Source organism: Yinghuangia soli, from assembly GCF_021502675.1.
Lineage (GTDB): Bacteria > Actinomycetota > Actinomycetes > Streptomycetales > Streptomycetaceae > Yinghuangia > Yinghuangia soli.
The window spans coordinates 152,708-171,380 of record NZ_JAKFHA010000012.1; the positions used below are offsets into that span (position 1 = coordinate 152,708).

General features: G+C 70.3%; 18 protein-coding genes and 1 tRNA gene. 14 read left to right on the forward strand and 5 right to left on the reverse strand.

Going from position 1 to position 18,673, the window contains the following annotated elements; translation table 11 throughout:
• Positions 1 to 545: 545 nt before the first annotated feature.
• On the forward strand, positions 546 to 782 hold the full coding sequence (locus LZ495_RS21075) for an SCO5918 family protein (RefSeq protein WP_235054098.1): 237 nt from the start codon (positions 546 to 548) through the stop codon (positions 780 to 782).
• A 157-nt stretch (positions 783 to 939) separates the two neighbouring features.
• On the opposite strand, the gene LZ495_RS21080 is transcribed toward LZ495_RS21075, so the two are convergent.
• Positions 940 to 1,245 carry a TetR-like C-terminal domain-containing protein gene (locus LZ495_RS21080; RefSeq protein WP_235054099.1) on the reverse strand — a complete coding sequence of 102 codons (306 nt, stop codon included), beginning with the start codon at positions 1,243 to 1,245 and terminating at the stop codon, positions 940 to 942.
• A 284-nt stretch (positions 1,246 to 1,529) separates the two neighbouring features.
• Here LZ495_RS21080 and LZ495_RS21085 point away from each other — a divergent pair, with 284 nt between their 5' ends.
• The gene (locus tag LZ495_RS21085) at positions 1,530 to 2,405 is read left to right on the forward strand and encodes a hypothetical protein (RefSeq protein WP_235054101.1); all 876 of its coding nucleotides are present in this window, start codon (positions 1,530 to 1,532) and stop codon (positions 2,403 to 2,405) included.
• A gap of 122 nt (positions 2,406 to 2,527) precedes the next feature.
• Here the strand turns inward: LZ495_RS21085 and LZ495_RS21090 are convergent, their stop codons facing one another.
• Positions 2,528 to 2,923, reverse strand: coding sequence for a hypothetical protein (locus tag LZ495_RS21090; protein WP_235054102.1), 396 nt, complete (start codon positions 2,921 to 2,923; stop codon positions 2,528 to 2,530).
• 433 nt (positions 2,924 to 3,356) lie between these two features.
• Between LZ495_RS21090 and LZ495_RS21095 the strand changes: the two genes are divergently transcribed.
• The 9 genes from LZ495_RS21095 (at position 3,357) to LZ495_RS21135 (ending at position 12,026) form a co-directional block, all read left to right on the forward strand.
• Complete coding sequence (locus tag LZ495_RS21095) at positions 3,357 to 3,677, forward strand: cupin domain-containing protein (RefSeq protein ID WP_235054103.1); 321 nt, start codon at positions 3,357 to 3,359, stop codon at positions 3,675 to 3,677.
• An 86-nt stretch (positions 3,678 to 3,763) separates the two neighbouring features.
• A complete protein-coding gene (locus LZ495_RS21100) occupies positions 3,764 to 5,314 on the forward strand; it encodes an ATP-binding protein (protein WP_235054104.1) in 1,551 nt (516 codons plus the stop codon).
• Positions 5,315 to 5,321: 7 nt separating this feature from the next.
• Entirely contained in the window at positions 5,322 to 5,759 is a 438-nt protein-coding gene (locus LZ495_RS21105) for a roadblock/LC7 domain-containing protein (RefSeq protein ID WP_235054105.1), read from the forward strand.
• Positions 5,756 to 6,127, forward strand: coding sequence for a DUF742 domain-containing protein (locus LZ495_RS21110; RefSeq protein WP_235054106.1), 372 nt, complete (start codon positions 5,756 to 5,758; stop codon positions 6,125 to 6,127). Before LZ495_RS21105 ends, LZ495_RS21110 begins: the two co-directional genes overlap by 4 nt.
• Complete coding sequence (locus LZ495_RS21115) at positions 6,108 to 6,695, forward strand: GTP-binding protein (RefSeq protein ID WP_235054108.1); 588 nt, start codon at positions 6,108 to 6,110, stop codon at positions 6,693 to 6,695. Before LZ495_RS21110 ends, LZ495_RS21115 begins: the two co-directional genes overlap by 20 nt.
• Entirely contained in the window at positions 6,692 to 7,906 is a 1,215-nt protein-coding gene (locus LZ495_RS21120) for a cytochrome P450 family protein (RefSeq protein WP_235054109.1), read from the forward strand. The genes LZ495_RS21115 and LZ495_RS21120 overlap by 4 nt, the downstream gene beginning before the upstream one ends.
• 57 nt (positions 7,907 to 7,963) lie before the next feature.
• The gene (locus LZ495_RS21125) at positions 7,964 to 9,886 is read left to right on the forward strand and encodes a helix-turn-helix domain-containing protein (protein ID WP_235054110.1); all 1,923 of its coding nucleotides are present in this window, start codon (positions 7,964 to 7,966) and stop codon (positions 9,884 to 9,886) included.
• Between the two features lie 158 nt (positions 9,887 to 10,044).
• A complete protein-coding gene (locus tag LZ495_RS21130; RefSeq protein ID WP_235054112.1) occupies positions 10,045 to 11,550 on the forward strand; it encodes a hypothetical protein in 1,506 nt (501 codons plus the stop codon).
• A 311-nt stretch (positions 11,551 to 11,861) separates the two neighbouring features.
• Positions 11,862 to 12,026 (forward strand): hypothetical protein, encoded by a 165-nt coding sequence (locus LZ495_RS21135; RefSeq protein WP_235054113.1) that lies wholly within the window; start codon positions 11,862 to 11,864, stop codon positions 12,024 to 12,026.
• Positions 12,027 to 12,475: 449 nt separating this feature from the next.
• On the opposite strand, the gene LZ495_RS21140 is transcribed toward LZ495_RS21135, so the two are convergent.
• The 3 genes from LZ495_RS21140 to LZ495_RS21150 form a co-directional block, all read right to left on the reverse strand.
• Entirely contained in the window at positions 12,476 to 14,581 is a 2,106-nt protein-coding gene (locus tag LZ495_RS21140; protein ID WP_235054115.1) for an L-type lectin family protein, read from the reverse strand.
• 267 nt (positions 14,582 to 14,848) lie between these two features.
• The gene (locus LZ495_RS21145) at positions 14,849 to 15,235 is read right to left on the reverse strand and encodes a hypothetical protein (protein WP_235054117.1); all 387 of its coding nucleotides are present in this window, start codon (positions 15,233 to 15,235) and stop codon (positions 14,849 to 14,851) included.
• An 18-nt stretch (positions 15,236 to 15,253) separates the two neighbouring features.
• A tRNA-Leu gene (locus tag LZ495_RS21150) sits at positions 15,254 to 15,337 on the reverse strand.
• Between the two features lie 168 nt (positions 15,338 to 15,505).
• Between LZ495_RS21150 and LZ495_RS21155 the strand changes: the two genes are divergently transcribed.
• From LZ495_RS21155 to LZ495_RS21170, 3 genes are all read left to right on the forward strand, one after another.
• Positions 15,506 to 16,840, forward strand: coding sequence for a M20/M25/M40 family metallo-hydrolase (locus tag LZ495_RS21155; RefSeq protein ID WP_235054118.1), 1,335 nt, complete (start codon positions 15,506 to 15,508; stop codon positions 16,838 to 16,840).
• Between the two features lie 179 nt (positions 16,841 to 17,019).
• A complete protein-coding gene (locus LZ495_RS21160) occupies positions 17,020 to 17,250 on the forward strand; it encodes a chaplin (protein WP_268823148.1) in 231 nt (76 codons plus the stop codon).
• 300 nt (positions 17,251 to 17,550) lie between these two features.
• Positions 17,551 to 18,555 carry a chaplin gene (locus tag LZ495_RS21170; protein WP_372498614.1) on the forward strand — a complete coding sequence of 335 codons (1,005 nt, stop codon included), beginning with the start codon at positions 17,551 to 17,553 and terminating at the stop codon, positions 18,553 to 18,555.
• Positions 18,556 to 18,673 lie beyond the last annotated feature (118 nt).

The window sequence follows — 18,673 nt, forward strand, 5'->3', positions numbered from 1 at the left end:
GCCGACGGAGCGCGGGATCCGTATCGGATTCCGGAGCGACGAGATCAAGTGCACCTACTGTCAGCCGCGCCGCCCGGCTAGGCTGCCTGCGAGGGACTTCGTCGGCGCTCCGAGTTGACGTCACCTCCTATGCGCGGTGCTTCCCACGACGCCGCAGAGGGGCGCACCTGCGTGGTGGCCGTCTGATCGATGCGGTCGATGGCAATCCCGCCCACCGGATCGAACACCACCTCACTTCCGCGGATTCACGTCCGAACCTGCGGGAGGTGCCGCCCATGGCCCGTGGCCACTGCGGCGTGCACGGAGTGGTCTGGCAAGAAGACGGCAACCGCCGAGCCCGCTGCCGAAGCCGGCATGACGCGAAACCGCAGCTCACCCATGCGAACGCCGACGTCGCGGAGGCAGAGGCCGATCAACGCTGACGTGTCGGGCACAGGCCGGATTCCGCCGACAGCACCGCTCACATCTGGAGACCGATAATGCGCGCTCAGCCCTTGAGTCCCTCGAGTGTTCCCGCCGACCGACGCCCACGTGTGGGGGCGACCATGCGTCTCGTCATCGCCGGATTCGGCTTCGATCTCAATCGGGACGAGGTGGCGAAGCTCATGAGCGAGGTCGAGCCCGAGCAGGGCCCCGGTGATCGCGTCACCGTCGGCCGACACGCCTATCCGGTGATGCAGATCGGCGAGGTGATCACCGGCCAGGACCGTCGCGACTTCTCGGCCCGCGAGGTGACATGCGCCCTCGGCCGCCTCGGCTTCCCGGTGCACACGGCGGGGTAGTTCGTCAGGTTGCACCCCTGCACCCCTGCACCCCTGCACCCCCGCACCGGCGTTCGCGCCGACCGGAGCATCGGTCGCGCGGCAACAGCCTGCGGCCGATCCCCGGCCCCTTCATTTCGACCCTGCGCTCGCGGACCCGGTGCCGCTGTCGACTCCGCTACTCGTCGCGCGCTGGACGCGTGGCCCGCAGGACCAGGTGCACGAGCGCCTCGATCTCCGCCTCTTCCGGCGGGCGGTAGAGCATGAGCGGGGCGAGCACGAGCTGACTCGCCAACATGTCCACGACCGCGACCGGGGCGCACGTCGGGTCCACCTCCCCGCGCGCGATCCCCCGCTCGACGACTCCGCGCCACGCCTCCTGCACGGTCCCGAAGTGTTCGAGGATCAGCGCCCCGAGTTCGGGATGCCTCGACGGCTCGTCGCGCGCCCGGCTCGTCGCCGTCGCCGTCGTCGTCCTCGTCACCGAGGTCGCCCCGCCATCCTCGGTCTCCGCGATCTCGGACCTCTCGCTGGCGAGGCGGCCATTGTCGTCCGACCAGCGCCGGCGTGGCGCATCGGCCGGGAAGGCGTGTCCAGATTGCGCGGACTTCCGAGGGCGGCCGATTCTCCATGATCACACCGGTCGGGCCGGTGGTAGGTTCCTGCGGCTATCAGCCGCCGTGTACGAAACGTACCGGCAGCTTGGGTGCGCCCGACCGGCGAGCACATCGCAATCAGATGTGGGCCATGATGCGAAATGAGACCGCGATGTCGATACGTGAGCCGCAGAACCGCCCGGGGACGCGTGCGTCCGGCCGGAGACTGCGCACCCTCGGCGTGATCGCGTGCAGCCTCGCCGTACTGACAACAGGCGTCGCGTGCGGTGGCGACTCCGGTGGCAAGGACGACGCGGCTGAACAGAAGACATCAGGCGTGCCGGCGGCCTCGCCGACCGCGGAGCCGTCCGGCGCGCCGAGCGCGGCAGGCTCCCCGTCCCCGTCTGCGACCGTGTCCGCGTCCCCGACCAGCGGCACGCGCTGGCCGTGTGTGGCGATCACGGCCACCGGCAAGCCACCGCGCGGCACACTGACCCGTGAAGACCTGCGCAACGCCTCGACCGATCCCAAGCCGCTGACCGGCGACGAGGTGTTCGGTGTCGCCAGCGTCCCCTACAAGTACAAGAACTCCACGCTGACGCGCGCCTGCGTCAAGGTCATCGAGACCTGCGAGCCGGTGGCGGTCGACAAAGTCGCCGCCATGCTCAAGCAACAGGGTTGCCAGCGGGTGGTCTCCGCGCTGTACGTCGACAAGGCCAACAACGTGCAGGTCTCGGTGTCGGTGATGCAGATGCCCACCGCCACGGCTGCGGCCACGATCAAGGTGGACGTGGACAGCGACAAAATCTCCCCCAACTTCGCCACGGTCGCTGCGCCCGCCGACTCCGGTGCCACGACGCGGACCGACGACACCACCTACCTCGACCTCACGTCCTCGCTGTACCGCTACGCGATCTACGAGCGCAGCTACCGCGCGGACAGCCAGCCGATGGCCGACGGCGACTCGGACAAGCTGATCGCGGCCATCAACGCGATCTACCACGTCGCAGGCGACGCGATCGACCGCCGCTCCGACGGCAAGCCGTAGCCGAACACCCCCGAGGACGGGGCGATCCCCGAGAAGCAAGCGCGCCCGGGCTCTGCATCGACCCGGCCACTGCACCCGAACCGGCGCCTGACACAGGCGCCGGTTCGCTCCGAACGCGCCGATCAGCTGGTGTACTCCAGGCGCACGGAGCCACAACTGCCATTCACGAAGACGGCGTTGTCCGAAAGACAGACCTGGACGTTCATCCACCTGTTCTCGGTGAGTTCAAGGTCCAGCTTGTAGGACTTCGCCCAGCCGGTGTAGCCGCCCCGGTAGTCGTAGTAGGACCAGCCCACGCCGTCGGCGCCCATGTCCCAGTAGACGCGGACAGCCCTGCCGTCGCTGCAGGTGTCGTGGATGTAGAAGAGGTCGCCGGCATCCTCGAACTGGGCATACCCGCACGAGTTCTTGCTGCTGATCGCGGGGCCGATGCTCGCGTGTGCCTGCGTGGTGGCAACGCCGACGGTCAGAGCCGCTGTGGCAGCACCGACGATCACGGACTTCTTGAGAAGACGCATGCAGGTTTCCTTACGATGACGGGATCCCCCGATGAATACGCGAAACCTCTCGGAATGATCCGCGGACCGGAGCCGTCGAGAGCGCGTGGACTGATGATCGGGGTCGCGCGTTCCGGCGAACTATCCAAGCTGCGCAGCGCTATCAGGACAGGTCCGTCGGCCCCCCGCATGGAAATGTCGCGGGCAGCTGCCGTGGCAGCAGCATGATCATCTGCGCATGGTGCATCCGAGTCGTCCCCTGTGCGCCTACGGACGCGTGCGGGGTGCGGCGCTGCCCGGAATGGTGCACGGGGGCCCATTCGCCGTTCGGAAATGTTGCACCGGAGCCGTAGTTCCGGCCCGGCGGACGCGTCTAACGTGCTGCTGCCCCCAGCCCGAGCCGTCGTGGCTCGGCACGCTTTTCCGGGGCGCAGCACGGCAGACAAGGATGATCATGCTGGCCGGATTCACTGTCACCTCCCTCGCCGCGACGGAACCCCTGCAGGTCAACGAGAAGATCACGGCCCGGATCGTGAAGGAGGGTTCGCCGGAAGACCCGTCCGTCATCATGGAGTTGACGTTCGCTCCGGGTGCCGCCTTCGGGGCGGACGAGCACCGGCTCCCGGAGATCCTCGTGGTGACGTCCGGGGTGTTCGGCGACGGAACCGCCGAGTACGGCGAGGGGAGCGTCATCATCGCGACGCCGGGCTCGGTCCACTTCCCGCAGTCCGAGGGCGGCTGCACCGTCCTCGCCTTCCACCCGGCCGGCCGCTAGCTCGTGTCCGCCTGCCCGGAGCCCGTCCTGCGCCGGGCCGGCGGGCCTCGACGGCTTTCGTTCGTGCGGCGATGGGGTGAGACCTCGTGATCGACAACGTACACCTGGTGGTCGGTGCTTCCGGTGCGGGCATCGCGGCGGGCCTGACCTGGGCCGCGCAGTTGCCCGCCCGGCGCCGGGCGGACAGGCGTGCCGATCAGTCCAGGACCCGGGCCGAGCAGGCGCTTGCCCGGGCGGAGCGGCAGGCCGAGGACGCGGCGGCGACGGCGCGCGCGGACGCCCTGCGGCAGATCGCCGAGGCACGTGCGGAGGCAGCCGAGAACTGGTCGCAACTCCAGCACGTGATGGCCGAGTTGGGGCACCTCGTCGAAGTGCGGCTGCCTGCCGTGCTGCAAGAACTCCAGGGGGTCCGGGTGCCCATTGCTGTCGGGCTGCGGCGTCCGGACCTCCTGGCCGACTCCGAGGCGGCGGGCTACCTGGAGGCCGCCGAGGATGCGGTGCGCGCCGCGGGTGCGGCGGTGCGGCGCCGGGTCGAGGACTCCGCTCGTGCGGGTGTCCGGGTCGCCGCCGAGGAGATCCAGGCGAGCCTGACCCGCGCCCAGCGGGACATCGACAGCGGGTTCGACGACCATGACGACCTGGGCCGCCCGGGTGGCCTGTCCGGCACGGCCTCCGCGGCCCGGACGCTGGCCCGGGTCGACCACAGCGTCACCCTGGCCACGCATACCGTTCAGCGGCTGCGGATCCTCACCGAATCGTGGCCGGGCGTGCAGCGCGCCGACTGCACCGTCGCCGAGATCGTGGAAAGTGCCCGCGGCCGCATCAGGCAGAGCGACGCGGTCGACTACACCTACCTCGCGCAGACCGGTGAAGCGGTCGTCGAGGGGCTGATCGTGGAGCCGGTCATCGTGGCGCTGACCGAACTCCTGGACAACGCGGCCGCATACTCGGGCGAGGCGGTCGCCACCCACGTGCAACTGGTGCCGACCGGCATGCGCATCACCGTCGAGGACCAGGGGCTCGGCATGAGCCCCGCGCAGCTGGCGGAGGCGGAGGCGGCGCTGGCAGCCGGCACCACCGACGTCACGGGCCTGGCCGAGCCCGGCAAGCTCGGCTTTCTGGTGATCGGTCGCCTGATGCAGGTGTACGGGCTGCTGGTGGGGCTGTCGCCGTCGGCGTCCGGCGGCGTGCGTGCGGACCTGCTGATCCCCGCGGCGCACCTGGTCGCGGCCGCGGAACCGATCGAGGAGGTGCCGGTGGTGCCTGCCGAACCCGCGCCCCTGCGCCGTCGGATCGTGGTCGCACGGGAAGCCCCGGCGTCGCCGGCAGCTGCCGCGGCCGTCCCCGTCGACCCGGCCGCCCCCCTGGCGGACGCCCCGGTGGACGACGCGTCGTCCGGCGTCTCCGCACGCGCCGGGCAGGGACCTGACGAGCCCGGACCTGACGAGCCCGGACCGACCGCGCACGGCCTCACCGCGCACGGACTCCCACGGCGGCAGCCCCGCAAGGCCGTTCGGCGAACCGCGGCGCCCCGGCAACAGGAGGTGTCCGACCCCGACGCGTTCGCCGCCGGCTTCGCGCAGCTCCGGGGCGTGCTCGCGACCGGCTATGGCGACGACAGCCTCGACGAAGGGTGAGCACACGATGTCGGAGTACCAGCACGCCACCGCCGATATGGCGGATCTGCGGCCGCAGCTCAACGCCTTGCTCGGCGAAGGAGTGATATCGGCCGTGCTGTTCTCGTCGGACGGGCTGGCGCTGGCTGCCACCGACGGCTTGGGCCGCGACGAAGTCGAGCGCTCCTGCGCCGCGTTCGCGAGCGTGGCGGCGCTTCAGCACACGTTCGCCGACTGCTGCCGCACCGACCCGGAGAACCTGCTGCTGCGGTATCAGATCATGGACTTCACGCGGTACACCGTCCTGCTGATGTCCGCGAGCCGCAACAGCGGTCTGGGGGTGGCCGTGGAAGGCGACTCGATCGGCCAGAACGTACAGCTCGCACTCTCCAAGGCGTTGAAACTGATCAAGGCCTTGGGCCCGGTCTTGGCGGCCCGGGACCGCCGGATCCACGCTCAGGCATGAACTCCGGTGCGGGCGGCGGCCACACGCGCCGCGGCGTCGTCCGTTCGCACACCGTCATCACGACGCGGACCGAGGTGCAGGACCGGCCGCACGTCGACATGGCCACGCTGCTGTCGCTCGACGCGCGGGTGCCCGTGCGGGGGCTCGGGGTCCAGGCTCGGCGCCTGCTGGCACTGCTGGAGCCCGGGATGCTGTCGGTCGCGGACGTATCCGCGCATCTCAGCCTGCCCGGCGGTGTGGTGCGCGCGCTCACCGCCGACCTGATCGTCTCCGGCAACGTGGTCGCCGACAACCCGTTCGTGCCCGGTGGGCAACCGCTGGAACGCGACATTCTGGAAAGAGTCTTGGATGGCCTACAGCGCCTCTGACCGCCACCACCTGCCACCCGGCACCCGGTCCGTGAAGATCGTCGTGCTCGGTGCGTTCGGGGTCGGCAAGACCACGTATGTGGGGACCGTCTCGGAGATGCGGCCGCTCCGTACCGAAGAACGACTCACCCGTGCCGGGCAAGTTGTCGACGACGTACGGGTGGACACCAAGACCACCACGACCGTCGCCATCGACTTCGGCCGCCGCACGTTCGGCGGGGACATCGCCGTCTACCTGTTCGGTGCGCCCGGGCAGCCGCGGTTCGCCGACATGATCCGCTCGCTGATGCACGGCGCGCTGGGCGGACTGGTACTGGTCGACACCCGCAACGTCGACCGGTCGTACGAGTCGATCGGCCTGCTGGAAGAGGCCGATCTGCCGTACGTGGTCGCGGTGAACACGTTCCCCGGCGCCCCCGTCTACCCCGAGGAGGCACTGCGGGAAGCGCTGGCGCTGCCCGACGACCGCCCCCTCGTCTTCCTCGACGCGCGGACGCTGCAGTCGGCGAAACGGGCGCTGATCGCCCTGGTCACCGACATCCTCCACCCCGCAGGAAGCACCGCATGACGACGTATTCGACGCACCGCCCGTCCCTGCCTCGGCTGTTCGGTGAATCCTTCGGCGAACGGCCCGACGAGGCCTACGCGCAGCTGCGCACGGCGGGCCCGGTGGCATGGGCGGAGATCGCCGACGGGGTGTACGCGCTGGTGGTGACGAGCCATGCCGCCGCCCGCGAGCTCCTGGCCGACCCGGAGTACACACGCGACCCTGGTGCCTGGGAGGCGCTCGCCCACGGCACCGTGCCGCCGAGCCTCGCGTTCATGTACGGCGGCGGCCTGCACCATGCCGACGGCACCGAGCACGCACGGCTGCGCCAGGCCGTCGACGACTGCCTGGCCAGTGTCGACCTGCATGAAGTGCGGCGCACTGTACGGAAGTTGGCGGGCGACATGGTGGACGTCTTCAGCCCCCGCGGACATGCCGATCTCATGGCGGAATACGCGGACCGCGTGGCGCTGCAAACCCTCACCACGCTGCTCGGCCTGCCACCCGAGACCGCCGAACGGATCGGGTTGCACGCCGGGGCGCTGGTGGCGGCCGCTCCCGACGCGGCCTCTGCGGCGGCCGAACTAGGGCAGCTGCTGAGGGATTTGGTCGCCGCGAAGCGCGCGCACCCGGGGGCCGATCTGGCGTCGTGGCTGCTGGCCCACCCGGCGCAGTTGAGCGACGGCGAAGCGGAACAGCAGCTCGCCGCGCTCGTGCTCCTCGGTGCAGGGCCGACCGCGGCGTGGATCGGGTCGACGCTGCACATTCTCCTGACCGATCCGGAGTACGCGGGCGAGCTCGTCGGCGGGGCGGTGACGATCCGGCAGGCGATGGACCGCACCCTGTCGCTGCGCTGCCCGGTGGCCAATTCGTCGGTGCACTACGCGCGGCAGCCGAAGTTCCTGTGCGGCGTGCATGTGCCGGCCGGGACACCGGTCTTCGTGAGCCACGCCGCCACCGCGCTCGACCCCATGCGGCCCCACCGCCACGAGACCCGCGACCGCAGTCACCTCGCATGGTCGGCCGGCCCGCACCGGTGCCCGGCGCAGAGCCTCGCGGTCTCGATCGCCGAGACGGCGATCGAGACCGTGGTGGACGCGCTGTGGGACCTGTCCGCGCCGGTGCCGGCGATTTCCGGCAAGCCGGGGCCGTTTCAGCAGTGCCCGGTGCACGTCGGAGTCCTGTTCTCGCCGGGCAACCACAGAATGGCGCCCCCGTCTGGCGTGGCGTGAAATCACTGCGGTAAGCACTGTTCATTCCGTTCGTGCACGACACAGGAGCAGCCGGCGATGTTCTCCCTGCGCGACTTGAGCGCGATTCCCGAGTTCGGTATCGGCACCGGTGCCGGTGCCGAACGCGAGGTGCACTCGGCGGTCATCCTGTCCGGAAGCCAGTGGATCGGGCCGAGCGTCGAGAAGGCGCTGGTGGTGTCGGACATCCCGAGTATCGGGGTCGTCGACCGACTGGTCCGCACCCTGGCCGCCGGGCGCGCCGCGGGCCTCGTGATCGCCGGTGCGCCGCACGAGGCGGCGCTCGGCGAGGCCCGTGAGGCCGCAGCACGGTACCGCTTCCCCGTTCTGACCTCGACGCGGCCGCTGTCCGCTTGGAAGTCCGGCCTCGCACAGTCGGTCATGGACCTGAGCGTCGCCCGGACCCGCCGACACGCGGCGCGGCTGGGCCGGCTCCTGGAGCAGTTGAGGGCACCATCGGACACGGTGGGCGGGATCAGCGGGCTGCTGGCCGACGAACTGGACGCGGAGGTCGTCGTCCGGGGTGACAACGGCATCATGGCCGCCTGCCCGGCCGCCGCACCGCTCACTCTGGCGTCCGTCATCCAGCGTCCCGACCGGCCGCACCAGACCACCCCTACGGGGTTGTTCGCACGAACGGTGCCGCTGTCGCAGCACGAGGTGCTGATCGTCGCGACGAAGGAGCCGCAGGGACGCGCCGACGCAGAGGTGGTCGACCACGCGGCCGCGGCGCTGTCCTACGCGCTGGCGCCGCGCTCGCGCGATGCGGGGGAGCACGTCGCCGCCGCGGTGCGGGGCATCCGGCTCTCCGCCTTCCAGATGCTGATGACCGGGCACGCCGTGCACGCGCGCCGGGTCATGGCGGGGTTGGCACCCGGTCTGCTGGACAGCGAGTCGGCGCGGGTGTTCATCGTCGACTGCGCCCGTGCGGACCGGGACACGGTCATGGCCGAGGTGGAACGCAGCCTCGGGGACCGTGCGCTGGCGGTGCGGTGTCCGGCGTACCACGAGCACGTCATCGTCGTCGCGCCGGAGCACGGCAGTCACGACGGTCACGGCGGTCACGACGCCGAGCGTGAACTGCGCAGGTTGCGGGAGACGTTCAGCATCGCGAATGTCGCGGTAGGGGGCAGCCTGGCGCATCCGATCGAAGGCATCGGAAGCGCCTACGGGGAAGCCGCCGACGCCCTGGCACGGGCCTCGCACCACCCGGAGCGCACCGTCATCACGTCCTCGCGCACCCCGAGTCTGGTGGACGTGCTGCCGGCCGGGCCCTCGTACGCGTGGGCGAGCCGGTTCCTGCACCCGATCCTGAGCCTTCCCCGGCAAGGCGCACAGATCCTCGAAGCCACTGCCATGGCCCTGGAGTTCCGCACGTCCGCAGCGGCACGCATCATCGGCGTGCACCGCAACACCGTGGCGCGGCGCGTCACCCAGGTCTGCGGCGCGGTGGGCCTGGACCCGGAGCGCACGCTCGACCGGATCACCCTGTCGCTGGCGATCCAGATCGTCACCGCGCACCCGAGCGGGCCCGCCGACCTGCCGGAGGCCTCGTTGCACGACATCCTCACCCACCCCCGGGTCCGCACGTGGGCCGACAAGGCCATCCGCCCGCTCGCCGACGACCGGCGCGACCTCGTCCGCACCCTCCGCGCGTGGGTCGACGCCGAATTCAACGCGGGCGCCGCCGCCGCCGAACTCGGCGTCGCGACCAAGACCGTGCGCTCGCACATCCGTGCCGCCGAGGCCCTCCTGGAACGCGACCTCATCACGGGCATGCCCCAGGACGTCGCCGAAGACGCCGACGAACAGCGCCTCAGCGGGTTGCGCCCCCTCACCGTCGCCCTCTACGCGACCACCTCACCGGGCGCCCGGCTCCCCGCACTCCTGCGGGACCCGACGGGCTTCCCAGCCGATCCCCCCGGCACCGGCCTGGCCGAACTCACCGAACTGCGCCACTGACCCGACCGCGGGCCCGGCACGCGTCCATGTTCGATCGCGCCCTGGCGCGGTCGGGCCCCTACTCGCAGTGGCGGCCCGCGTCGGATGGATAATGCGGGGCAAAAGACCGCGTATCTGTGCAAGCCACCGAGCGGGGTGGCGGACTACTGTCTTGCTGCGTGTCACACATACCAACGACGCCGCCGGGCCCGCCGCAGCCATCGAACTCGCCGCAGGAATACGGAAATCCGCACCGCTACCGCATGCCGCCGAGCGCGCCGCCCGGGCGCGCCCGCAAGCGGATCACCTCCGTCGCCGCGGTGGTGGTGCTGGTCGGCGGGGCGCTGGCCGCCTGCGGCGGCAAGCAGCCGGCGGCGCAGCCCTCGGACGTCGCCCCGAGCGCGTCCGCCGAGGCGTTCGACGCCCCGGCGAAGGAGCCCGGCCAAGCGCCGATCCCACCGGAATTGACCATGGCCTGGAACGCACCGCCGGTAACCCCGGGGGGGCCGACGGGCCGCACGCTCGCGGCGATCTGGCAGACGGACGCCAAGGTGTACATCGGGCGCGGTACCGGCGTGGACATTCTCGACGCCGCGACCGGCAAGGTCACCGGAGCCGTTGCGCCACCGTCCCCCGGGCTCGGCGTGTGCGGGATGACCGAGGGGCTTACCAAGTCCGGTCTGGGCGCTGTCGCGTGGACGAGTGCGGACAAGAACTGGGAGTGCACGACCGTATCCCTCGTCGACACCGCGCAGGGCGGCAAGACGTTGTGGAGCACGACCGTGGCCGGGACCCGCAAGGACGGTTCGCCGCTGAGCCGCGACACGCTGACGCTCGGCTTCGTCGGCGACAACCTGCTCACGGTGATGACGTCGAACACCGTCGTCGGCCTGCGCACCGCGGACAACAGTGTCGCGTGGACGTGGAAAGTCCCGCCGACCACGAGTTACATCTCGAACGACGAGATCCGGACCTCTTCCGACCGGGTGCTGGTGCTCATGACGGAAGACGTCGACGAGCGGGGCGCCGAGCCCCTCCGCCGCACCGCCGTGCTGGACGCGTCCGGTACCCAGCTCACGCCGCAGGCCGCGACGCTGAAGCTGAACCCGAAGGAACGCGTGCACCTGCTGTCGGCGTCGCCGTTGACCGCGATCGTCCGGCCGGACGTGCTCGACGACACGACGCCGCCGCGGATCCAGACGTTCGACCGCAACGGTGTGCCGGGCAAGGACTTCCCGCTCTCCGGCAGCTTCGGGAACATCGAGGTCCTCACGGGCTCCCTGCTGGATGCGTTGCCGCGCTGGCCGCTGAAGGTGACTCCCACCACGGTCTACGGCCTCACCAAGCCCTCGGGGACCGGGATCCGACAGGCCCATGTGGTCGCGTTCGACATCGCCACCGGCGCCCCTAGGTGGAACCGGCAGGTTCCCAAGTCGTCGTCGCCGGTCATCCTGTCCGCCGACGACAACGCGGTGCACGTGCTCGACACCTCGACGCTCGGCGGCGCCATGACGATCCAAGGATTTGCCGCGTCGGACGGCCGACCGGCGGACCGGCCGTCGACCATCCGGATCGACGACAATGTGCCCAAGTTCCTCGCAAGACTCTTCGACGTGTATCAGGGCCGCGTACTGATGGCGGACACGAGCAGCAGCCAGGCCAACGCGGTGCTGTTCCGGGGCTGAGGGGGCTCCACGCATGTTCCCGTGGGCCGGCCTCACTGAGCTGAGGCCGGCCGGCCGGCCGGACTGCTGTGCCGTATCGGACCCTCGCTCGCGGGTCGGGACGCGTGCGCCGGATTGCCCCCCGAAATGCAAAAAGACCCTGCGGCCAGGGTCTTTTCTGGTGTCCGAGGGGGACACAACCACTACGCCCGCACCATGACCCAGCCGCAGCAGAACCTGGTGGTGCTGTCGTGACCAGGCCAGATACCGCCAGCACGACCTCAGCGAACCACGATCCCGTCCGTGCGGTCACGGCCCTGAAGGGTGCCGTCGTGGCACTGACGTTCCTGTTCGGTTTCGGGAACGTGTGGGCACTGGCCCTGCGTCTCGGTGTCTTCTCCTGGGTTGCCCCGCTCGTGGCGCCGGCCGTCGACCTGTCGATCCTCGGACTGCTGCTCGCCATCCGGCGCCTGGTGATCCAGGGGGCCGATAGCTGAGTCATTGCTCCGGCCCGACGGCTACTCGTCTTCTCCAGTCTGATGACCGTCGAGCTCAAGGTCGGGGCCCACAGGTCGCGAGAGCTGGTGACCGAGGTGCGATCGCAAGGCTCCTCCGACGCGATGGGGACGGCTGATGGGAGCTCACGGGGGCACGCCTCAAGCGGTTTGGAGCAACCGCGTACCTCGGCTCAGTTCCGTCCTGCGGCCGTGCGGCAAACAGTGGCTTGGACAGTTGATCCCGAGCCGGCGCGCGACCGCCGCGACCGCCTTGCCGGACGACTCCGGCAACGCGACCGCGTCCTTCTTGAACTCCCCCGGGTACTTGGGAGTCCCCATGACCAGACCCTCTCCACGGATCCGCAGATCCGCAGCTCAAGAGTCTTCACAAATCGGGGGGAAGCCCAGTGGCGCCCGGCGGTGTGGCCAATCCCGCCGGGCGCCCCGTGTCAGGTGCCGTAAGTGACCTTCACGTTGGCCACCTGGTGGCGGTCTGCCGTCGAGCCGGTGGCCGCGGTGAACGCCGGCAGGACGCGGTCGGGCAGGGTCACCTTGGCACGCACGACGACCGCGCCGTCGATCTTCACGGTCAGCGTGCCCGCTGCCACGATCACGTCGAAGTGGTGTGTCGTGCGGAGCTGCGGTACGGCGGTCGTCGAGGCGGCGTACCGCATTGTGGTGCCTTCGGCGCCGGTCGCGATGCCGACCACGTTGCCCAGCTTGTTCGTGGAGTTGTCGAAGGTGTCCACGATTACCGCGACCCCGGTCAGCCCGCTGTAGCCCAGGCCGCCGCCGATTTCGCCCACTCTCTTGCCGGACCCCGGGTCGAGCAGCGTGAAGGTGAGGCCGTCACCGCCGGCGCCGCCGCCGATGGTGGCGTCGAACGACGCCTGGAGCGCGGCGGAGGGCACCGCTTCGGTGTAGTAAGCCGATCCGGCGACGAAACGCTGGTCGACGGGGGTGAGTACGGCCGTGCCGGGGGCGACCGTCGCGGAGCCCTCGGCACGCCAGCGCGCGTCGCCGAGGTTCGGGAGCTGCCCACGCGGCTGCCCGGACTGCGCGGGTGCGGAGGTGCCCGGCGGCGGAACGGGAGGCGGGGCGGAGGTACCCGGGGCGGGGGCGGTCGTCGTGGAGGTGGTGCCCGGTGCCGGGGTGGTCGACGCCGGGGCGGACGGCGTTCCGGACGGCCCCGGCGATGAGGGCGTTGCCGGGGCGGACGGCGCCTGCGACGAGGGCGGGGGAACGGTGTCCGACGCCGAGGGGCTCGGCGATGCTCCGGACTCGGGGGGTCCGAAGACCAGGCCGTTGATGACGAACGTGGTGACGGACATACCGGGCAGGACAGCGTTGATGTGACCGTCCCGGACGTTCACCGAGCCGTTCTGCACAGGGCGGTTGATACTGCCGAGCACGCCCGCGCTCTGCCAGATGTCGGCCGACCCGCGCGCGACACCGTCCAGGTCCAGCCGGGCGTGCCCCTCTGGCCCGGTATTGACCACCACGATGTTCGCCTCGTTGGCGGAGGCGTAAACGAACACGTCCGGATTGTTGCTCGAGGCCTGGACGACGTCGCGGCCGAAGTGCCGGGGGCCGCCGGCCGCGTGTCCGGTGAACATCTCCATTCCGACGTGGCTCGCCTTGCGGGCGCCGCCCGGGCCGATGACACCCATGGCATTGTTCTTGTCCGCGTACAGGAATGCAGTGGCGCCCTGCGTCACGATATCGCCGAACGCGTTGGCCACCCAGACGCTGGCGAAATGGGTGTTGTTCTGGGGTTCGTCGCCCCAGTTCATATTGAATTCACCGACTTGCAGTTCCACCGAGGGGTCGTCGCCGACCATCGCCCGGAGTTTGCGCAGTTGTTCGCGGTACCGGGTCGAGGACGCGACCGTCGCGCTTTCCCCGTTGCCGGCGCCGTAGGCGTGGTAGTCCACGAAACTGGCGCGCTCCTGCGGCAGCGCGTTCCGTACCGCGCCGTCGATGAAGGTACGCAGCAGGTTCTCGTCAAAGTACGCCGGTGCCGGGCCGCCGATGCGCAGGTCGGGGGTGACCCGCCGCATCTGCGCGGCGATCTGTCGGAAGGCCGCGGTGTACTGCGCGGCACTGAGGTCGGACTTGCTGTTCGCGTCCATCTCGTTGCCGATGATGAACCGCTTCACCTGGTGGCCGTGTCGGTTCAAGTAGTCGAGAACAGCAAGAGCGTCACCCGGGTCGGTATTCACGATAACGGTCGGCTCGGCGCCGATCGATTCGATTGCGGTGAGCCACTCGTGTCCGGTGACGCCGGTGTCGCCGCCATCCGCCCCCGAGACGACCTCGCCGTTGCCGTTCGGCTTGAGGTGGATGCGGATGCCGCCGACCCCGAGGCTCCTGAGCGCCTCGATTTCCTCGGGGCTCTTGGCGACCGGACCGCCGTCCACACCGAACGTCGAGAAGGTCACGCCGAAGCGGTCGGCGGTCGATTTTCCGACGATCTTGGCGAAATCGACGGAAATAACGGTGTCCGGCGCCGCGTTGGCGGTGCCCTGGGATTGCACATAAACCGTGGCACCCATGCAGAGGGCGAGCGCGAAACCGGTGCCCAGCGCGACCTTGCGTTTGGCGGAAACGAAAACGGAGCCCCGAGTCTTCACAACGGCCTGTCTCCAATTTCTCGGCTGTCGACGGGAATCGGAGACAGGGTGACACGGCGCCGGTCCGCGGAGCCGACCCGGAAAGAGCGGTGCGTAAATTGGACAGCACGCTGCGGTCGGCGACCGGCGACCGGCGACCGGCGACCGGCGACCGGCAACGCGGCCCTGCCCGGCACCGCGTCCCGTACATCACGGGACGCGAAGATGCAGTTGCATGCGGCGGCCGACGCCGAGATGTCCCAGGCCCGCTCGAAGGTCGCCGAATGCGACCGCAGGCTCACCGGCCACCAGGCCGTCCTCGACGCGGGCGGCGACCCCGTCGCCGTTGCCGGATGGACCCGGCAGGTCACCGCCGAGCGCGCCACCGCGCAGACCGTCATCGACGCGTGGAAGCCCCGGCAGCGCTGGACGGAACCCGAGCTGCGGGTATTCCTTGCGAGACTCGGGGATCTCGCCGCCGCCGTACGGAACGCCGACCGGGCGGGCAAGAAGGAGCTGTACAGGAAGCTCGGTGTGAAGCTTGCGTACGCAAAAAATCCCCACATCGTGACCGTCGAGATTGATCCCGACGCCCACGATATGGAGATCTCGTTGTGTCCGAGGGGGGACTTGAACCCCCATGCCCTTGCGGGCACTAGCACCTCAAGCTAGCGCGTCTGCCTATTCCGCCACCCGGACTGGGTGTGTGGCCCGTGACCCGGAGGTCGGGGCGACGTCGAGAACCATATCAAAGATCGGCGGAAACGCGGATTCCGCGGGGGCGGGGCGCGGGGCCGGTGGGGGGAGTGGGGGTGGGTGCAGGATGGGGCTTTGGGAGTCGACCGCGTCTGACCTTACGGAGTTTCGATGAGTGACCTGGCTGCGACGTCCGAGCGTGCTGTCTCGCGTGCGGAGAGTGAGGTTGTCGAGCTGTGCCGGGACCTGATCCGGATCGATACGAGCAATTTCGGGGACGGGAGCGGGCCCGGGGAGCGGGCGGCCGCGGAGTGGGTGGCGGAGAAGCTGGCGGAGGTGGGGCTCGAACCGGAGGTGTACGAGTCCGACCGGGGGAGGGCCAGCACGGTGGTGCGGATCGAGGGGGAGGACCGCAGCCGACCGGGGCTCCTTATTCACGGGCACACGGACGTGGTGCCGGCGAATGCGGCGGACTGGACGTACGACCCGTTCTCCGGGGAGATCGCGGACGGCTGCGTGTGGGGCCGCGGGGCGGTCGACATGAAGGACATGGACGCGATGGTCCTGGCGGTCATGCGCGAGCGGGCCCGGACCGGGCGGAAGCCTCCGCGGGACGTGGTGCTGGCGTTCCTGGCGGACGAGGAGGCCGGCGGGGTCTACGGCGCTCGGCACCTGGTGGACCGGCACCCCGGGCTGTTCGAGGGGTGCAACGAGGCGATCGGGGAGGTCGGCGGGTTCTCGTTCACGGTCAACGACGATCTGCGGCTGTATCTGATCGAGACCGCCGAAAAGGGCATGGAGTGGATGAAGCTGGTCGTCGACGGGACGGCCGGCCACGGGTCGATGATCAACCGCGACAACGCGATCACCGAGCTGTGCGAGGCCGTGGCGCGGCTGGGGGCGCACAAGTTCCCGGTCCGGCTGACGAAGAGCGTGCGGACGTTCCTGGAGGAAGTGTCCGACGCCATGGGGATCGAGCTGGACCCCGAGGACGTCGAAGGGGCCATCGAGAAGCTCGGGCCGATCGCGCGGATCATCGGGGCGACCATCCGGAACACCGCGCAGCCGACGATGCTCGGCGCCGGGTACAAGGTGAACGTGATCCCCGGGCAGGCCACCGCGCACGTCGACGGGCGGTTCCTGCCGGGCTTCGAGGACGAGTTCTATGCCGAGCTGGACGCCGTGCTCGGCCCCCGCGTGCGGCGCGAACGCGTGCACGGGGACCGGGCGTTGGAGACGGACTTCGACGGGGCGCTGGTCGAGGCGATGGCCGCGTCGCTGAAGGCGGAGGACCCGGGGGCCCGCGCGGTGCCGTACTGCCTGTCCGGCGGTACGGACGCGAAGTCCTTTGCCGACTTGGGGATTCGTTGCTTCGGCTTTGCACCGCTGAAGCTGCCGGCGGACCTGGACTTCGCCGGGATGTTCCACGGGGTCGACGAGCGTGTCCCGGTGGAGGGACTGCAGTTCGGAGTGCGTGTCCTCGACCGATTCATCGACGCCTGCTGACGGGTGGGCCGGACCGGACGGGCGGTGCCGAGTGCGGGATTGGTGCGGGGACCGCTTGCAACCCTAAAAGGTGAATCGCCCATCCGGTCCGTAGCCTCCGCATACCGATGTCGTTTCCCCTTGTGCGGCGCGCAAGCGTGCCGTGGTTCCGACAAGGAGGACTGAAACACATGAAGAAGATGGGCAAGGTCGTGGTTCTGGCGGCCGCGACCGGTGGACTGGCGCTTGCGGGCGGCGGCGTTGCGATGGCCGACGCGGAGGCGAACGGCGCGGCCGTCGGCTCCCCCGGTGTCGGCTCGGGCAACTCGGTCCAGGTGCCGGTGCACGTCCCCGTGAACGTCTGCGGCAACACCGTCAGCGTGATCGGTGTGCTGAACCCCGCGTTCGGCAACTTCTGCGCCAACACCTGATCTTCGCAGGTGTCCTTTAGCTAGGGCGTGGATTACGGCGGCCCCGGGGATTCCCCGGGGCCGTTTTGCCTTTTGGCGCAAGGAAGTTGGACATCGGTGCGCAGCCGGGCGGACAGCTTTGATCGAGGTGGTATCGAACGGGTGAATCGGATGGTCGTCAGAAATCCTGAATCTCATCCGATCGGGCGAACTTTAAGCGCGTTGGTGTCCTCTTAAGTGACTTGAACTGATCGAACCCTGTTAATGCCGTTGCGGGGCAACTGTCCCGCCCCTCACACGGAAGACACAGGGGAATCTCCTATGCAACAGCTTGCCAAGAAGGGGCTGTTGGTGGCCCTCGCGGCATCGGGCGCGCTCGCGTCCGCCGCGGTGGGTATCGCCAACGCCGGCAGCGGTGCGCAAGGGGCCGCAGTGGGTTCGCCGGGGGTGGCTTCGGGCAACGTCGTGCAGGCCCCGGTCCACGTGCCGGTCAACGTGTGCGGCAACACCGTGAATGTCGTGGGTCTGCTCAACCCGGCCTTCGGCAACAAGTGCGTCAACGTGGGCGGCAAGCCGCCCAAGCCGCCGCACTGCGGGCCGACGTGCCCGCCCACGCTCGGGCCGCCGCCGTCATCGCCGCCTCCGCCGCCCACGACGACGAAGCCGCCGACCACGAAGCCGCCGACCACGAAGCCGCCGACGACGAAGCCGCCGACGACGAAGCCGCCGACCGCGTGCCCGCCGGTGTCGTGCCCGCCCACGACGCCGCCTCCGCCGCCGACGACGACGTGCCCGCCGACGCTGCCTCCGCCGCCTCCGCCCACGAGTGGTCCGCCGACGCTGCCTCCGCCGCCTCCGCCGACCAGTGGTCCGCCGACGCTGCCTCCGCCGCCTCCGCCGACCAGTGGTCCGCCGACGCTGCCGCCGCCGCCTCCGCCGACCAGTGGTCCGCCGACGCTGCCGCCGCCGCCTCCGCCCACGAGTGGTCCGCCCACTCTCCCGCCGCCGCCTCCGCCGACCAGTGGTCCGCCGACGCTGCCGCCGCCGCCTCCGCCCACGAGTGGTCCGCCCACTCTCCCGCCGCCGCCTCCGCCCGGCAGCACTCCTCCCACCCTCCCGCCGCCGCCTCCGCCGACCAGCACTTCGCCGGCCGGTACGACCGGTGGCGGCACCTCAGGTGGGACGACCGGGGGCCAGGTCACGCCGCCCAGCCGCGGCGGACTCCCGCAGACCGGTGCCGCGACCATGGTCCTGGCTCCCGCGGGTGTCGCGTTCCTCCTCGGCGGTGTGGTGCTCTACCGCCGCGCCAGGCCGAACGCGAGCTGATCCGACACGTGCCGACGGCCCCGGCCGCCGGCACCGCACAACAGTGAAGGCCGCCCACCCCGTCAGGGGGTGGGCCGGCCTCCACGGGTGCGGCCCGGATCCCCGGGCGGACGCACAA

Coding starts and splice junctions, on each gene's coding strand:
- LZ495_RS21125 (WP_235054110.1), top strand. CDS start 7,964: ATGTTCTCCCTGCGCGACTTGAGCGCGATTCCCGAGTTCGGTATCGGC.
- LZ495_RS21105 (WP_235054105.1), top strand. CDS start 5,322: ATGTCGGAGTACCAGCACGCCACCGCCGATATGGCGGATCTGCGGCCG.
- LZ495_RS21090 (WP_235054102.1), bottom strand. CDS start 2,923: ATGCGTCTTCTCAAGAAGTCCGTGATCGTCGGTGCTGCCACAGCGGCT.
- LZ495_RS21095 (WP_235054103.1), top strand. CDS start 3,357: ATGCTGGCCGGATTCACTGTCACCTCCCTCGCCGCGACGGAACCCCTG.
- LZ495_RS21160 (WP_268823148.1), top strand. CDS start 17,020: ATGGGCAAGGTCGTGGTTCTGGCGGCCGCGACCGGTGGACTGGCGCTT.
- LZ495_RS21075 (WP_235054098.1), top strand. CDS start 546: ATGCGTCTCGTCATCGCCGGATTCGGCTTCGATCTCAATCGGGACGAG.
- LZ495_RS21140 (WP_235054115.1), bottom strand. CDS start 14,581: ATGGGTGCCACGGTTTATGTGCAATCCCAGGGCACCGCCAACGCGGCG.
- LZ495_RS21120 (WP_235054109.1), top strand. CDS start 6,692: ATGACGACGTATTCGACGCACCGCCCGTCCCTGCCTCGGCTGTTCGGT.
- LZ495_RS21115 (WP_235054108.1), top strand. CDS start 6,108: ATGGCCTACAGCGCCTCTGACCGCCACCACCTGCCACCCGGCACCCGG.
- LZ495_RS21110 (WP_235054106.1), top strand. CDS start 5,756: ATGAACTCCGGTGCGGGCGGCGGCCACACGCGCCGCGGCGTCGTCCGT.
- LZ495_RS21155 (WP_235054118.1), top strand. CDS start 15,506: ATGAGTGACCTGGCTGCGACGTCCGAGCGTGCTGTCTCGCGTGCGGAG.
- LZ495_RS21085 (WP_235054101.1), top strand. CDS start 1,530: ATGTCGATACGTGAGCCGCAGAACCGCCCGGGGACGCGTGCGTCCGGC.
- LZ495_RS21170 (WP_372498614.1), top strand. CDS start 17,551: ATGCAACAGCTTGCCAAGAAGGGGCTGTTGGTGGCCCTCGCGGCATCG.